This window comes from Geobacter psychrophilus (genome assembly GCF_056821595.1).
Map to the genome: position 1 here is coordinate 3,274,921 of NZ_JBXDTU010000004.1, position 16,690 is coordinate 3,291,610.

Here is a 16,690-nt window from a genome sequence, read left to right on the forward strand (position 1 = left end):
ACAAATTGTACATCACGTAACAGAAAAATGAATATCGCCGTCAAATCACTGCTTGTAGTTACGTGAAGCAGGGATTATAAAGGGTACGCGTTGCTGGTACCCCCTGTATTCTTCTCCAAATGATTCTACAAGCCGGCGCTCCTCGATCAACCCACCTATGATGAAATATACCAGGGAATAGAGTGTCAGCAGGAGCCATTGGACCGTCATTACAGGATTCAAAATCAGAAAAACGAGTGAGTAGAAATAAAGTGGATGGCGCATATGGGCATAGCATCCGTTGGTGACCAGCCTGTGAGGTTGTGTGTCGGTTGAGTGAATCTGGCTGGTGCCGAGGAAATCACCTGCACCGGTCTGACGTATGCACCGGAATATGATACCGGCTGCAAGGAGCTGTGCCGCGTACATAACCAGACTCCAGATTCCGGGTGCGAAATAAAGCACCGGGGATGTATGGAAGGCCGCCATGACCCAGACAAGCATGGCGCACGACGCCAGATTGTAGCATAGCCGGTAATAGTGGGGCGCGCTGGCTGCAATCCGGCTAACAATCAGTTTTACCCGGTTCGCAGCGAACAGGGAATGTACAACGGCGAAACAGGCAAAACGTACGGTGAAAACCAGGTAATCAGGCAGAATTGACTCCTTGAAAAAGAATATGGGGAGAAAAGTAGCATTACCTTCTTGTTAACACAATCACAACATGATATATAGCGCGACAGCGATTAGAACGTAGAGAGGAGTGTACATGGCAGTTATTACTATTTCGCGGGAAATGGGTACGGGTGCTTATCATATCGCCGAAGAACTTGCTCGAAAGCTCAAGTACACACTGGTCGATGGCGAACGTATCGGTGCCAGTGCGCAAAAATACGGACTCGCACCAGATATGCTTCAAATGGTGGACGAAAAGCCGCCCTCCTATATTACTGCTGAGGACCGTAAACGTGCCGCGGCGCTTAATACCGTTGAACTGATCCTGCTGGATTTCGCCCGCAAAGGGAACGTCATCCTGTATGGCCGTGGTGGCCAGGACCTGTTGAAGGGCTGCAGAAATGTTCTCAGGCTGCGCTTTACTGCCGATTTCGAGGAGCGCGCCGAGCGCTTTGCAGAACGGGAATGGATTGATCCGGATTTGGCGCGATCCATGATTCGCCGAAGTGATCATCAGCGGGGCGGGTTTATTCACTTCTATTTTGATCGCGACTGGAACGACCCGTTAGGCTATGATATGACCTTCAACACGTCGCGCCTGTCCGAAGAGTCGATCGTGGAAAGTATTGTCTCCTGCGTAAAGGATCCCGGTCTTAAGGATGCAGAGAAGGGAGCTGTGGAGCTGATCGACAATACCATTCTGATGAAAAAGATAGAAACAGCCTTGCTGAATGCTGTTGATCTGGATTACCGTCCCTTCACTATCGAGGCAGAGAAGGGGGATGTTGCCGTAAGCGGCTATATCGCCTCTGAAGAAGAAAAGAAAACAGCACTCAAAATCGTCAGCTCGATCAAAGGGGTAAAGACGGTTACCGAGGATATTCAGGTCGTTAATTACAAGGCCTACAAAGACAAAAGCTGACGTTGCCGTTCAGACATGCGTTTCCTGAGGGGGGCGAGGAGGGCGTCGCTAAAGCCGATGCCGCCTCGCCCCTTTCCCATTTCCAGCCCTTCTTCGATTCCGTGAAAATCTGATCCTGCGGTCACCAGAAGTCCCGCATCATCCGCTAGACGTCGTAGAAACTCCATTTCGTCCTCTCTGGCCATGTTATTGAACACCTCAATGCCATCAAGCCCCATATCCGACATTTCAAAGATAATATCACGTAATTCCTGGCGATCGGTGCTGACGGTGGTCGGGTGGGCCAGGACGGCAACCCCCCCGATTCGCCTGATCTCCTTGATGGCATCATCGATCGGCCAATAGCATTTGGGAACATTGCAGGGGACCAGGTAGCGCCGGAAGGCATCTTCGACGGAACATGCGTAGCCTCGTTCCAGCAGGGCGCGGGCGATGTGTGGGCGGCCGATGGCGTCCCGCGCGAAGTCCAGCACCTGGGAAAGTTCGATGGCTTCACGATTCTCTTCAACAAGCATGACATTGACCCGCTCCAGGATATCAATGTTGCGATGTTCCCGCCGCTCACGAAATCCATTCAGTTTTTCAAGAAACTTGCAGTCAGTCACATCAATGCCGTAGCCTAACAGATGCACGTCCTGCCATGATTTGAACTGAACCGAGAGCTCTACCGCAGGAATGACATCAATGTTGCAGAGCATACCGGCTGAAATGCCCTCGCTCACACCCGCCACCGAATCATGATCAGCTATGGCAATTGCCACGAGTTCAGCTTTAGATGCTTGAAGAACCAATTCTTGAGGTGTAAAGGCTCCATCTGAATAATTGGAATGGATGTGGAGGTCGATAAAATTACGGTTGTCGTTTTTCATGGAGTCATCATAGCGTCAATATGATGAAAAGTAAAACCGGTCTTGTGTGACTATCTGTGTTGGGGTAGTATTTCCAGAATGAATTCAGATAATATTCATAGAGTCATTGCCATTCTGCGGGAGGAATACCGCTCATGGAAGACACCCGCAGTCACGATCGTTGCCCAGTGTGATCACAGCCCGTTCAAGGTGCTGGTATCCTGTATCATCTCGCTGCGGACCAAAGATGAGGTCACTGCTCTGGCTTCGGGCAGACTCTTTGAAAAAGCCGGAACACCTGCTGAGATGATGAGACTGCCGGTTGAAGATATTGCCCGTCTGATTTACCCGGCCGGATTTTACCGCAACAAGGCTGCCCAGATCGCTGATATCTCTCACAGGCTGGAGAAAGACTATGGCGGAATTGTTCCGGATGACATCGATGAATTGCTGAAATTCAAAGGGGTAGGACGTAAGACCGCCAATCTGGTCGTAACACTTGGTTTCGGTAAGCCGGGAATCTGTGTGGATACCCATGTTCACCGTATATGCAACCGCTGGGGTTATGTTGCTACCAAATCGCCTGACGAGACGGAGTCTGTCCTGCGAAAAAAGCTGCCGGCCGAGTATTGGATTGAGATCAACGACCTGCTGGTGGCTTTTGGCCAGAACCATTGCCTCCCGGTATCTCCGTACTGCTCCAGCTGCCGTCTTGCAGGAATGTGTGACAGGCGGGGCGTCGCTTCGTCGCGCTGATCTGCTGATTTAAAAAAGTGTTATTTTTTGAACTAGGGTGTTGCCAGCGGCATAAATACCATGTAATATTGCGCTGAATTTAATTATAAATTATATCCTATTTCAGGAGGCTGCAGATATGTTGCGAAAGATCGGTTTTATCGGGTTGGGTACCGTAGGGAAGCATATGGCCGCCAACCTGACCAAGGGTAATTATGAATTGACGATTTTTGACAGTAATCAGGCGGCCGTTGCCGAGGTGGTCGCACTGGGTGCCATGGCTGCGTCTTCAGCTGCAGAGGCTGCCAAAGGGCGTGATCTGGTGATCGCCATTGTCCCTGAAGGAGATGAGTTGGGCGGCCTGTTTTTCGGAGATAAGGGGATTCTGGCAGGAATCGATCCCGGTACAATACTGGCTGACATGGGATCACACTCGCTGGAAACCACCTTGAGGATGTCTGACGAATCGGACAAGAAAAAGGTGCTGTACCTGGATGCGCCGGTATGGGGGAGTAAGGACCATGCCGCTAACGGACTGTTGACGATTATCATCGGCGGTGACACGTCACTGGCAGGCAAATGCCGAGAGCCGTTCTCTTTCTTTGGCCTCAACACGATTCACGTAGGCAAGATCGGTGATGCCACCAAGATGAAGTTCATCGTTAACATGGTGCAGGCCGAGTTGGTGCAGGTACTTGCAGAAGGCATCGTATTCGGGGAAAAAATGGGCTTCGACGCTGATAAGATTCTGGAGGTGCTCGATACCCGCGGGGTGGCTTCGCCGCTGTTCCACTTGAAGGGGCGCGCTATGGCACGCAACGACTTTACCCGCAGCCTGGCACTCAAGTATGTTCATGAACAGCTTCACATGGTCATGAGCGCAGCCCGCTTGATGGGGCTTCATCTTCCTGCAGCCGAAGCGGCTGCAAAGGTTTACGAACAAGGTGTCGAGGCGGGGTGGGGCGAAGAGGATTTCTCGGCAGTCATCAAGGTGTTGCGCAAGTAGGTTGGTGTAACATTCTTCGCATCTGATACAGATTGAGGCGTCCGGCAGGTTGGACGCCTTTTTTTGTCAAGGAGTATGCAATGAGCACTCAGTTCTGTCCCCGTCAGGTCTATGTCGCCGCATCATGGATGGCACCAGTAGGGCGCTATAATGGCAAGGATAAGGAAAACCTTTCCTTTCTGGAGATGGCCGAGCGCTGTGGCGAGGTGTTTGCCGGTGGTCCTGTGCGGCGTCGCGATATTGAGGCGGTTGTAGTCGGCAGCCAGAACCCCTCAGCCTTTTCCGGGGTGGATAATACCGCAGCCAAGATTGCCGGCATCCTGGGCATTTCCGGGGCCAAGTCGGTGCTGATCGATACCGCTTCGTCTTCGGGTGCCTCGGCTTTCGAGAATGCCTACCTTGAAGTGGCTTCGGGGCGCTACGACTACGTGCTGGCCATCGGCATCCAGAAGATGAGTGACGCCTCGACACTGGATTCGACCCGGATTATCGCCGGGGTGATCGATCGTGACGAATCGGAATTCGGCCTGACCATGCCGGCCTGCGGCGCCCTGGTGGCGCGGGCACTCAAGGAACGGCTCGGTCTCAGCGATGAGGAGTGGACCGCCTATTCGGCCCTGCTGACTCAGCGCAGTCAGCGCTTTGCCGCGCAGAATCCGGATGCCCATAATAACCATGCCCTTGAAGTGGCGGACTATTACCGGCAGATCGCCAGCAACAAGAATTACCGCTACTGGGACCCCTTGCGCTACCATGATTTCTGTCCCATGTCCGACGGCATGGCAGCGGTCATCCTGACGTCAAAACCGCAGGATGTGCTGGTCAGCGGAGTGGGAAGCGCCACGGATATCCCGACCATCGCCGACCGCAACTATTTCCATTCCTTTCCGGCCACGGTTATTGCTGCCGGCTACACCTACGGCATGGCCGGAATCAAGGATATCCGCTCCTTTGCCGGCAGGCTGCACGTCAATATGCATGATCCCTTTAACGGCTTCGGCCCGATCAATATGGTGGACCTGGGGATTGTGGGTCGCAACCGCCTGATGGATGCACTGTTCGATGATGACCTGACCGGGCCGAACGGCGCGTTCCCTACCAACCTGACCGGCGGGCTGAAAGGTCGTGGCCATCCCCTGGGGGCGACCGGCATGGTGCAGATTGTGGAAAACCACCGCCTGATACGTGAACGCGGTTTTGCCGCCGGACTGTCCCATTCCATCGGCGGGCCGATCAACAACAATGTGGTCGTACTGCTTGAGCAGAGCGGGCACTTTCAATCCCGCCGGCATGAGCCCTTTAAGCCGTGGGGATTGCCGTCACTGGGGAGGCTTAAGCCCAAAGGAGTTACTATTGATGCTCTGCTGACGTCAGGCGGGCCGGTTGCAGGCGCTTTTGTAACGTCGACTGCCCGCTTCAACTACCGCAGCGGCAAACCTGAAGCGGTCATCCTTATTATCTCCTGTCGATTTGAAGGTGCCCGTTATCGCTTTTTGTTCGGCATTGATGGCGAACATTATCCCCAGATTGCGGTGTTCAACGGTGGTGATCCGGTAACGATAGAACGTGTCGACGGCGCCATCATGGTCAATCGCATGCCGGTGCGCAAGTTCTACACCCGCACGATCAACGGTCTGGTGGAGTTGGCCGGTACCGGCTGGAAGAAATTGACCGGCAAAGGATAGGCCCTTCGACTCCGCTCAGGGAACGGAGATGTACGCTGAGCGGAGTCGAAGGGAATGTAAACTCTATTTCACCGTGTACCAGAATTTCGCCTGGCGCACCTTGCCGTCTTTCGGCTTGAACTTGCACATCACACCGTATTTCCCCTTTTTGGCCATCTCAAAATCTGCACCGAAGTGTCCGTGCATGCCCATAAGCTCCCTGGTCTGTTCTTTCTTGTCCGGTCCCTGCATCTTGACGGTAGCTTCGCCCTCAGTCAGGGCCTTGCCGCTTTTAACATCCTTGAGCGCCAGAGAAATGTGATGGGTTTCCTTGACCCCTTTGGGCATATCCATGCCCATGGCCTTCATGGCATCCGCCATGGTCTGGATGGTGAAGGTGGCCTTGATGCCGTCCACCACCTCTTCATGGGCAACACCGCTCATGTCGGCGTGGCCGGCGTGCATGTCGTGGCCCGTGTGGTCGGCGGCGAAGGCCGCCGGTGCGGCCAGGGCCAGGATTGCTGCGATTGCGAGTACCAGTTTCTTCATTGTCAGTTCTCCTTTGGTTTGTTTGTTGAACGTCTTTAGTGTTTCATTCCGCTGTATTTCAGCCTGCCCTTCCGCAAATCCCGTTTCTTCATCATCACGAATATCACCGGCGTCATGATCAGCACGTGCACAGCCGACGAGATCATGCCGCCGATCATGGGGGCGGCGATCGGTTTCATCACATCGGCGCCGGTACCGGAAGACCACATGATCGGGATCAGTCCCAGCAGGGCCACAGCTACGGTCATGAGTTTCGGCCTGAGTCTGAGTACCGCGCCTTCGAAGGTGGCGTCATAGATATCCTGCTCCGTGCAGGGGCCATCCTTCAGCTTCTTGTCCAGCGCCTCGTGCAGGTAGATCACCATCACTACCCCGGTCTCCACGGCGATACCGTACAGGGCGATAAAACCGACCCACACCGCCACCGACAGGTTGTACCCCAGGGCCGAGACCAGATAGACCCCTCCCACCAGGGCGAAGGGGACCGAGAGCATGACCATGGAGGCCTCCAGGGCCGAGTGGAAGGTGAAGTAGAGCAGGATGAAGATGATCACGATGCCGATCGGCACCAGCATCTGCAGGCGGGCCTTGGCCCGGACCTGGTTCTCCCACTGACCGGACCAGGCCACATAGTAGCCGGGCGGCAGCTTGAGATTCTTTTCCAGGGTCTGTTTGGCCTCGGTCACGAAGCCACCCATGTCCCGACCGCGAACGTTCAGGAACACCAGGGATCGGAGCAGTCCCCCCTCGCTGTTGATCTCCGGTGCACCGGTGGAGATCTTCAAGCGGGTCACCAGTGAGAGCGGCACCTGGGTGCCCCCCATGCCGCTGACCAGGATGCGGCGGATGGCCGGGATATTGTCCCGGTAGTCCCGCAGGTAGCGGATACGGATCGGGAAGCGGTTCCTCCCTTCCACGGTAGTGGAGAGCGCCGCGCCCCCCAGGGCGGTCTCGATGACATCCTGAATATCACCCACATTGACGCCATAGCGGGCAGCAGCCTCCCGGTCGATGTCGATGTCGATGTAGTTGCCGCCGGTGACCCGTTCAGCCACCACATCGGCGGCACCGTTGATCGGCTTGAGGATCGCCTCGGCCTGAATCGCCAGGTCCTTGAGCACGTTCAGATCGGCCCCGAAGATCTTGACCCCCAGGTCGGTGCGCACCCCGGTGGAGAGCATGTTGATGCGGTTGATGATCGGCTGGGTCCAGCCGTTTCTGACACCGATCTGCTGGAGTTTTGCGTCCAGCTCGGCCACAATGTCGGCCTTTTTCATCCCCGGCCGCCACTGCTCCTTGGGCTTGAGGATGATGATGCTCTCGAACATGGAGACCGGCGCAGGGTCGGTGGAGGTCTCGGCCCGGCCGACCTTGCCCAGGACATGCTCCACCTCGGGCATGCTCTTGATGATGGTGTCCTGAACCTGTATCAGGCGCTTGGCCTCGGTAATGGAGACATTGGGCAGGGTCACCGGCATGTAGAGCAAGGAGCCCTCGTCCAGGGGTGGCATGAATTCGCTCCCCAGGTTCATGAAGAGCGGTACGGCAATCAGCAGGGCCATGACATTCAGGGCGATGGTGGTCTTTTTCCAGACCAGCACCCAGCGGATGACCGGTGAATAGAGCCGGATGAAGAAGGTGGAGACAGGGTTGGAGCTCTCCGGCGGCATCTTGCCCCGCATGAAGTAGTACATCAAGACCGGCACCAGGGTGATGGCGATCATGGCAGAACCCATCATGGAGAAGGTCTTGGTGAAGGCCAGGGGGTGGAACAGCTTGCCTTCCTGTCCCTCCAGCATGAACACCGGCACAAAGGAGAGCACGATGATGGCCAGGGAGAAGAAGATGGCGCGGCCGACCTGCTTTGCCGAGGTAATAACGAGCTCCAAGCGCTTCGCCGCTCGCTCTTCCGGTGGCATCTCCGACAGGTGGCGATAGCAGTTCTCCACCATGATCACCCCGGCATCCACCAGCACACCGATGGCAATGGCGATACCACCCAGGGACATGATGTTGGAGGTGACCCCCATCAGCTTCATGGTGATAAAGGCGATCAGGACGGAGATCGGCAGGGTCAGCACGATCACCAGGGCGCTCTGGAAGTGCAGCAGGAAGACCAGGATCACCAGGGAGACGACGACCGACTCCTCCAGCAGGTTCTTCTTCAGGGTTTTAATGGCCCGCTCGATCAGGTCGGAGCGGTCATAGGAGACCATGATCTTCACGCCCGGCGGCAGACCCTTCTCCAGTTCCTTGATCTTGACCTTGACCCGGTCGATGACGTCCTTGGCATTCTCGCCGTAGCGCATGACCACGATGCCGCCTACCGCCTCCCCCTCGCCGTTCATGTCGAGCATGCCGCGGCGGATGGCGCCCCCCATCTGGACCGTGCCGAGATTCTTGACGTAGATCGGGGTGCCGCGCATATCGGCGCCGACCACGATATTCTCCAGATCTTCCTTGGACTTGACGTAACCGCGGCCGCGGATCAGGTATTCGGCGTCGGCCTGTTCGATCAGCCGGCCACCCACATCCTTGTTGGCCGCCTTGACCGCCTCCATGACCTTGCCGGAGGTGACCTTGTAGGCGAAAAGTTTGGTCGGGTCCAGATCGATCTGGTATTCGCGCACCAGACCGCCGATGGAGGCCACCTCGGCCACCCCCTGGACGGTGTTGAGCTGGTAGCGCACGAACCAGTCCTGCAGGGTGCGCAACTGCTCCAGGTCGTAGCCCTTGCCTTCGATGGTGTACCAGAAGACATGACCGACACCGGTGCCGTCCGGACCGAGGGTCGGCACCACGCCGGGCGGCAGCAGCGAGGCGGCATAGTTCAGCCGCTCCAGCACGCGGGTCCGGGCCCAGTAGATGTCGGCCTTGTCTTCGAAGATCACATAGATCATGGAGAAGCCGAAGGCCGAAGAAGCGCGAACGGCCCGCACCTGGGGCAGTCCCTGCAGGTTGACCGCCAGGGGGTAGGTGACCTGGTCCTCCACCACCTGGGGCGAGCGGCCGGGGTAATCGGTGAAGACGATCACCTGGTTGTCCGACAGGTCCGGGATGGCGTCCACCGGGGTGCGGTAGACCGACCAGAGGCCCCAGACGATGACAAGCCCGAACATCATCAGGACGATGACCCGGTTGCGGGCGGAGTATTCGATAATTTTTTCGATCATGAGTTAGAACCTTATAAGGCGTTTAGCCACAGAGTACACAGAGATCACAGAGCAGAACAAAACAGCTGGCAATATATCTACAATAAATACCTGATTTTTTCTGAGTCCTCTGTGCTCTCTGTGGCAGAAACAGATTTTACATCTTCATATCATCCATCTTTAATGGTTCCTTCTTGGGCAATGTAGGTTGCCCCTTGGTATCCGGCTTGGCCCCGCCGGTATGCTGGCTGTGGTCCTGCCCACCGCCCCCCTTGAGCTGCGATTCGGAATCGATCAGATAGCCGCCGGATACCGCCACCTTGTCACCCGCTTTGAGGCCTGACAGGATCTGGACCTTCTCTTCGATCCGCTCACCGACCTGGACATCACGCGGTTCAAACATGCCCGGTGTTGTTTCCACCCAGACTACCTGGCGTTTGCCGGTATCGATAACCGCTGTGACCGGGATGATGATGCCCTTGACCAGCGGAACCCTGATGATGGCATTGACGAACATGTCCGGTTTCAGGCGGTGGCCGGGGTTGGGCATTTCCACCCGGGCCTTGACCGTATGGGTCTTGGGGTCATGGAACGGATAAATGAAGCTGATCCGCCCCTTGAAGGACTCGCCATGTTCGACTGCGGAGCGTATTTCCACCTGCTGGCCGACCCGCACATAGGGGACTTCATTTTCGAAGACATCGATCTCCACCCAAACCTTTGAGAGGTCGGCGATATTGAACAGCACCTCACCCACATTGACGTACTGACCCTGCTGCACCATCTTTTCGATGACGATACCGGAGAGCGGCGTATAGATCGGCAGGCGGATGGTCGGTTTGCCGGCCTTTTCCAGCTCGGCGATCTGGCTCTCCTTAACCCCGTACAGCATCAGGCGCTGTTTGGCCGACGCTACCAGGCCGTCGCCGTTCTGGGAGATGGAGGGGATCGGGGAATTTTTCAGCTGCGCCCGGCTCTTGACCGCCAGCAGGTATTCCTGCTGGGTTGCCAGCAAATCTGGCGAATAGATCTCGGCCACCGGCCTGTCCTTGGATACGAAGGCGCCAACGGTATTGACATTGAGCCTGTCGATCCGACCGGCGATCCAGGCGGTGACTTTGGCCTGCCGCGACTGGTCGAACTGCACGATACCGACGGCGTTGATCTCCTTGTTCAGGGAGCCGATTTTGGCCTCGATGGTGGCCACATTGGCCATGACCCGCTGGGTCGGGGAGAGCGAGACATGGCCCAGCATCGCGGCCTGCTGCTTCTGTTCCGGGGTCTGGGGGGTACCGTCGGCAGGTGCGCTGTCGATTTTCTTGATCAGCTCCATGCCGCAGATCGGGCAGGTGCCCGGTTTGTCCTTGATGATGAAGGGGTGCATGGAGCAGGTGTAGAGTTGCTTGCCCTGGGCTGCCTTGCCTTCGGCGGCATGGTCGTGTCCTTTGTGCTGCCAGGCATACCAGCCTCCGCCTGCCAGCGCAGCGACAATAAGTACGATCAGCGGGATTGCGATTTTCTTGTTTATTGACATACTGATGACCTCGTATTTTTTCTCCCCCTCCCTTGACGGGAGGGGGTTGGGGGGTGGGTGAAGTTGCGAATGGTGAGCAGGTTGCACTTTCCCCCCCACCCTAACCCTCCCCCGCAAGGGGGGGGGATATTATTTTTGTTTTTCCAAAGTCGTAACCAGCTCAACCCCGACCGCCGCTTCCAGCTGCGCCAGTTTCATCATGTACTCAGCCTTGGAGTCGTACAGTTCCTTCTCGTAGTTGAACAGGTTGACACGGCCGTCCAGCAGGGTCAGGAAATCCACCTTGCCCACCCGGTAGCTGATGACAGCCGACTCCAAGGATTGCTCAGCCTGGGGGATGATCCCCCCCTTGTAGAGCTCTACCAGTTTCCTGCGCCGTTCCATCTGGGCCAGGGTATCGCTGATGGCGTAGCTGATGCTGTTTTTGAGGCTGTTCAGCTCTTCCATGGACATGGTCGTTTCGGAGGAGGACTCGGCCAGCATGGCCCGGCGTTTCTGCTGCTGAAAGGGGAGATTGAAGGTAACCCCCAGGCTGAACATGTTATAGCCGGGGTCATTCATGGAGGCTTCGCGGAACATGTACTCGAAGGAGAGGTTGAAATCCGGATAGAATTCCTTCCGCGCCAGCCGGTGTCCGGCCATACCCTTGTTGGCCAGGGTAACCAGATTCTTGACCTGGGGGCGGGTGTCATAGGCCAGATCATTCAACTGTTGGGCAGAGAGAGTGATCTGCGGCAGCTCAAAATCGGCCACCGGTCCGACGGGTGTATCCGATGGGCGATACAGCAGGTAGTTCAGGTTGGCGGTCAGGCTCCGGCGCTGCTGCTGCAGGGTGATCTGCATGTCCAGCATCTTGGAGCGTTCCAGTCCGGCCTTGAAGATATCCTGCTGGACCCCCTGGCCGACAGAGTAGCGGGATTCGGCAATGGTTACAAAGTCGTTGATGATCTGCAGATTCTTTTCGATGATCTCCAACGCCCTGTCCACTGAGTAGAGCTGGTAGTAGGTTTCCGTGACCATCCGTTTCAGTTCGAGCCTGCGTTCCTCCGTCTGCCAGCGGTACGACTCGGCCTCGTAGCCGGCAATCTCCTTGCGGATGGCCCGTTTGCCCCAGAAGGGGAGCTGCTGACTGATGCCGACCACCTTGGCGGACTGGGGGTCCTTGTTGAAGACCAGCGGTTCGCGGGCCATCATGTTCTGCAACTTGAACATGAACATGGGGTCATCCAGGCTTCCGGCCTGGCGGGCCTTGCCGACATACATCTGCCAGCGGGCCTGGGAGGATTTCAGCTCGGGGTTGTTGGACAGGGCGCTAGCGATCAGGGTGGGCAGGTGTTCGACTGTTGCGATGGTTTCGGCAGGGGTGGGTGTTGCGGAGAGGATCATCAATGCAAGTAAGGCAATTATAGCTTTCATGGCAGCCTCGCGAATCTCTGGGATAGTACCCTGAAGTATACATGGAGTATGCCAATTTACAACATGCTGTTTTTTTTGAATATTTTTTACAGTTGTTGACCGGGAACTCTGGGGTTGTCGAATATTCTACAATCCCATGCGAATATTCTCCTTATGCTGTTGCATACAACAAAGCCGCTCGTGCATGTTATCCTGCGTTGCCGGGCTGGACAGGAAGGTGATGGCGTGATGCCTGTCAACATGGTTCTTCTGTTTGATTGCCGTCAACCAGCTGCCGGGAGTCGGGCGATTTGATAACGCAGGCATTCTATGGTATTTTTATGCCACGGACTCTTACATCAGGAAGAAAGGCATGAACATGGCGGTTATATTCCAGGCGGATCTCAGCTTCATGCCATTCCAGGACATATTCCAGTGGATCGATATGAACCGGTTGTCATGTTGTGCCACCATATCCCGGGAGGGCGACGAGGATGTGACCTTTTACATGGAGGAGGGTAAGATCATTTTTGCCGCCTCCCAAAAACCGGGGTACAGGCTGGGAGAATGTCTGGTCAAGGTTGGCGCCCTGACCGCATCCCAGGCTGATCAGGCCCTCAGAGAAATTACCTTGTCCGGTGCCCTGTTCACCCGCCTGCTGGTGGACAGGAAGTGGGTAACGATCGAGACCTTGACCACGGTGTTCGAAGATTTGGTGGAGAATCTCCTGGTCGACATCTTTTCCCGTACATCCAGCATGGTCACGGTCAGCACACCGCTTCCAGAATCGGCGCTGAAGGGCCCGATCCAGCTGGAGACCGGCCGGGCGGTCTTCGATGCCGTGCGGGTTATGGATGAGGTCAGAAGGGATGCCCGTACGCTTGACAGTGCCTATGAGGAGATCAATAAACGGCTTTTCGACGAGGAATTCGAATTACCAGCCATGCCTGGCATCATCTCGCATCTGGTCCGCATCATGGAGGACGAAAAAAGCACCTTTCAGGACATGGCAAAGCTGATCATGACCGATCAGGTGCTGATCTCCAGCATCCTCAAGGTCGCCAACTCGTCATTTTACGGCGGGACCGGCAAAGTCGATTCACTGCAGTTCGCCATCGTGAAGCTGGGATTGAAGGAGATCAGGAATATTGTCACTGCGATCCAGATCCGCTCCCTGAAATTTAAGGATGTACCAAGGGAGCAGTTGCAGGAGATCCTGGACAACTCCATGAAAATCGCCTTCATTGCCAGCGGCCTGGCACGCAGCTGCCGTCTCGACCCGGAAGAGGCCTTTATCGGGGGGCTGCTGCTTGACTTGGGTAAGACCGTGATCCTGAATGTTGCCAAGGATATCAAAATCGAGAAGAGCCTGCTGGATAATCTGATTGACACCCGCCACGCCGAAATCGGCGCCATGATCGCCAAGAAATGGAACTATCCCGAGACGATCCAGAACATGATCCGCTATCACCATTACCGCAATTTCGGCGAGTTTTCCAACAGGATGATCGAGATGATGCAGGTTGCGGACCAGATCGTCCAGATGGACGGAGAGGGTGAAATTGACCAGGAACGGTGCGTGTCGCTCGGCCTCTCGTATGAGATGATCATGGATGCCTACGACAATGCGATGGACACCTTCGGCCAGATCAAGTCACTTTCTGATTGACGCACATCGTGCGCCAATCCCTTCTCCCAAAGGAAGAGCCGGTCGAAGGCGGGGTGAGGGGATTTGTCTCCGATCTTCACACACCGGGCTTCTCCGGCGGAACGATCCCGTACTTCTCCATGCGGTAGATCAGGGTATGCCGCGGTATCCGCAGGAAGCGGGCCGCCGCGGTCTGGTTCCACCCGTTGCGCTCCAAAGCCTGCACCACCACCTCCCGCTCCAGCTGCTCCAGTGAATAGCCTTCGTCCGGCAGGTTGATCACGATACCAGAGGCCGTTGAAACACCCGCTGACACAGAAATGTTGCGGATCTTATCCGGCAGGTCGTCGCAGGGGATGGTGTCGCCACTGCGCATGATCAGCAGCCGCTCCACCAGGTTTTCCAGTTCACGCACGTTGCCCGGCCAGGCGTAACGTGTCAGGAGTGTCAGGCACGGTTTGTCAAAGTTCACCCTTGCGGCATTATGTTTGATGCAGAAATGGCGCAGCAGCAGGGGGATGTCGTCACGCCGCTGCCTGAGCGGCGGCAGGTGGATCGGGATGACGGAGAGACGGTAATAGAGGTCTTCGCGGAAGACGCCGTCGCCTATGGCCTTCTCGATATCCAGGTTGGTTGCGGTTACCACCCGCACATCCAGTTTCTGCTCCTGCGTGCCACCCACCGGCACGATCACACGTTCCTGCAGAGCCCGCAGCAGCTTGGGCTGCAGCTCCAGCGGCAGTTCAGCCACCTCGTCCAGGAAGAGTGTGCCGCCATCGGCCAGCAGGAATTTGCCGGTCTTGTCCTTGATGGCGCCGGTGAAGGCCCCCTTGACATGACCGAACAGCTCGCTTTCCAGCAGGTCGTGGGGGATGGCGGCACAGTTGATCGCCACGAAGGGACCATTCCTGCGACCGCTGCCTGCATGAAGCGACCGGGCCACCAGCTCTTTGCCGGTACCTGATTCACCGGTGATCATGACCGACGCTTCCGTGTCAGCCACCTTGCGGACGATTTCAAAGATCTTTTCCATGGCTGCCGATGAGCCGACCATGCTGCGGAAATCGGCCCGGTCGGACAGTTCACTCTTCAGTCGCTGGTTCTCGACCGCCAGTCCGCTGAACTGCAGCGCCTTGGCTACTGTCAGGCGCAATTCGTCACGGTTGAACGGTTTGGTGATGTAGTCGTAGGCCCCGGCCTTCATGGCCTCTACGGCGATATCGACGGTGCCGAAGGCCGTAATCATGATTACCAGCGTTTCGACCGAGCGTTCCTTGATCGCCTTCAGCACCTGCATGCCGTCCATGCCGGGCATCTTCATGTCGGTGATCACCAGGGCAGGCGAGACCTCTTCGAAGCGCTGCAAGCCTTCCTCACCGGAAGCGGCGGTGGCCACGGCATATCCGGCTTCCTGGAGGTTGTATTCCAGTACCCGCCGCAGCGAGGTATCGTCGTCGATGATCAGGATGGTTGGTTTCATGCGGCACCCTCCTGCAACGGCAGTCTGACGGTTACGGTTGTACCTTTGCCGGATTCGCTTTCAATTTCCAGCGTGCCGCCATGCCCCTCGATAATCTTGCGGGTCACCGCCAATCCCAGGCCGGTGCCGTCCGCTTTGGTTGTATAGAATGGCTCAAAAATGCGCTGCAGATTGTCCGGGGCAATCCCGGAACCGCTGTCGCGGAAGGTGATAGCAAGCCCTGACGCTCCCCGGCTGAGGGTGATACTGACGCTGCCGCCGGTGGGCGTGGCCTGCAGGGCGTTAATGACGATGTTGAGGAAGGCCTGGCGCAGCTTTTCTCCATCACCTCTGATGTCCGCCTCTTCGGTCCTTGGCTCAAAACGCAGGGACACGCCCCGATCCTGGGCGTCCTTTGTCACCAGGGTGACGATGGTCTCAAGCTCCTCCCGGATGGAGCAGGCACGCAGTTCCATCGGCTGCTGGCGCGCCATGCGCAGGAAGTCCTCGACTACATGGTTGAGGCGCTCGGTCTCTTTGATCTGGATCTCGATAAATTCGTGCTTCGGATCGCCGGGCTGGTAGTCGTCGCGCAGGATCTCGGCCGTACCGCGGATGGAGCCGAGCGGGTTTCTGATTTCGTGGGCCAGTACTGCAGCCATCTCACCCAGGGTGGAGAGCTTTTCGGAACGCCGCAGCTGTTCTTCGATGGCAATGATCCGCTCGGACTGGGACTGCAGTTTATGGCAGGATTCCTCCAGCCCTTCTGCCGTGCGCTGCAGCTCCAGGCTGCGTTCCCGCTCACGCTGGGCCAGCAGGCCTGTCACACCGCCGACGACGTTGTACATCACGATCTCCAGATACTTTTCCATCTCCATGGTCAGCTGCCCGCCCCACTGGAACAGTATATGCGGGGCGTAGACTATGCTGACGACCAGAGAACAGGTCAGTCCGCCCCGAAAGCCGAACCAAAGGGCTGCCAGGATGATGGGGAGATAGTAGAAACGCTGAAAGATGTCATGCAGATAGTGAAGATGCAGCGGCGTCAGATAGTGCAGCAGGCTGATGCCAAGGATGGAGAGGCCCAGCAGGCCGATGCGGAAGGCGGACGGTTTCATGAGTTC

The 16,690-nt window shown here is 56.6% G+C and carries 13 protein-coding genes; 5 read left to right on the forward strand and 8 right to left on the reverse strand.

Features of this window, described 5'->3' with window-relative positions; translation table 11 throughout:
* Positions 1-45 precede the first annotated feature (45 nt).
* Entirely contained in the window at positions 46-483 is a 438-nt protein-coding gene (locus ACOCF6_RS17655) for a methyltransferase family protein (protein WP_482461642.1), read from the reverse strand.
* Between the two features lie 265 nt (positions 484-748).
* Between ACOCF6_RS17655 and ACOCF6_RS17660 the strand changes: the two genes are divergently transcribed.
* Positions 749-1,576, forward strand: a complete 828-nt coding sequence (locus ACOCF6_RS17660) for a cytidylate kinase family protein (protein WP_482461643.1) — start codon at positions 749-751, stop codon at positions 1,574-1,576.
* On the opposite strand, the gene ACOCF6_RS17665 is transcribed toward ACOCF6_RS17660, so the two are convergent.
* Positions 1,558-2,445, reverse strand: coding sequence for a PHP domain-containing protein (locus tag ACOCF6_RS17665; RefSeq protein ID WP_482461644.1), 888 nt, complete (start codon positions 2,443-2,445; stop codon positions 1,558-1,560). The two genes, ACOCF6_RS17660 and ACOCF6_RS17665, sit on opposite strands and share 19 nt — an antisense overlap.
* A 78-nt stretch (positions 2,446-2,523) precedes the next feature.
* Between ACOCF6_RS17665 and ACOCF6_RS17670 the strand changes: the two genes are divergently transcribed.
* From ACOCF6_RS17670 to ACOCF6_RS17680, 3 genes are all read left to right on the forward strand, one after another.
* A complete protein-coding gene (locus ACOCF6_RS17670; protein WP_482461645.1) occupies positions 2,524-3,180 on the forward strand; it encodes an endonuclease III domain-containing protein in 657 nt (218 codons plus the stop codon).
* Between the two features lie 118 nt (positions 3,181-3,298).
* A complete protein-coding gene (locus ACOCF6_RS17675) occupies positions 3,299-4,165 on the forward strand; it encodes an NAD(P)-dependent oxidoreductase (protein WP_482461646.1) in 867 nt (288 codons plus the stop codon).
* Positions 4,166-4,245: 80 nt separating this feature from the next.
* On the forward strand, positions 4,246-5,850 hold the full coding sequence (locus tag ACOCF6_RS17680; protein ID WP_482461647.1) for a thiolase family protein: 1,605 nt from the start codon (positions 4,246-4,248) through the stop codon (positions 5,848-5,850).
* Positions 5,851-5,913: 63 nt separating this feature from the next.
* Here the strand turns inward: ACOCF6_RS17680 and ACOCF6_RS17685 are convergent, their stop codons facing one another.
* From ACOCF6_RS17685 to ACOCF6_RS17700, 4 genes are all read right to left on the reverse strand, one after another.
* Positions 5,914-6,378, reverse strand: a complete 465-nt coding sequence (locus ACOCF6_RS17685; RefSeq protein ID WP_482461648.1) for a hypothetical protein — start codon at positions 6,376-6,378, stop codon at positions 5,914-5,916.
* Between the two features lie 35 nt (positions 6,379-6,413).
* The gene (locus ACOCF6_RS17690; protein ID WP_482461649.1) at positions 6,414-9,551 is read right to left on the reverse strand and encodes an efflux RND transporter permease subunit; all 3,138 of its coding nucleotides are present in this window, start codon (positions 9,549-9,551) and stop codon (positions 6,414-6,416) included.
* A gap of 136 nt (positions 9,552-9,687) precedes the next feature.
* Positions 9,688-11,064: an efflux RND transporter periplasmic adaptor subunit gene (locus ACOCF6_RS17695; protein ID WP_482461650.1), complete on the reverse strand. Its 1,377-nt coding sequence runs from the start codon at positions 11,062-11,064 to the stop codon at positions 9,688-9,690.
* A gap of 129 nt (positions 11,065-11,193) precedes the next feature.
* Positions 11,194-12,480, reverse strand: a complete 1,287-nt coding sequence (locus ACOCF6_RS17700; protein ID WP_482461651.1) for a TolC family protein — start codon at positions 12,478-12,480, stop codon at positions 11,194-11,196.
* A 352-nt stretch (positions 12,481-12,832) separates the two neighbouring features.
* On the opposite strand from ACOCF6_RS17700, the gene ACOCF6_RS17705 reads away from it, so the two are divergent.
* The gene (locus tag ACOCF6_RS17705) at positions 12,833-14,128 is read left to right on the forward strand and encodes an HDOD domain-containing protein (protein WP_482461652.1); all 1,296 of its coding nucleotides are present in this window, start codon (positions 12,833-12,835) and stop codon (positions 14,126-14,128) included.
* A gap of 76 nt (positions 14,129-14,204) precedes the next feature.
* Here the strand turns inward: ACOCF6_RS17705 and ACOCF6_RS17710 are convergent, their stop codons facing one another.
* Both ACOCF6_RS17710 and ACOCF6_RS17715 read right to left on the reverse strand, forming a co-directional pair.
* Positions 14,205-15,587, reverse strand: a complete 1,383-nt coding sequence (locus ACOCF6_RS17710) for a sigma-54-dependent transcriptional regulator (protein ID WP_482461653.1) — start codon at positions 15,585-15,587, stop codon at positions 14,205-14,207.
* The gene (locus tag ACOCF6_RS17715; protein WP_482461654.1) at positions 15,584-16,684 is read right to left on the reverse strand and encodes a two-component system sensor histidine kinase NtrB; all 1,101 of its coding nucleotides are present in this window, start codon (positions 16,682-16,684) and stop codon (positions 15,584-15,586) included. Before ACOCF6_RS17715 ends, ACOCF6_RS17710 begins: the two co-directional genes overlap by 4 nt.
* Positions 16,685-16,690 lie beyond the last annotated feature (6 nt).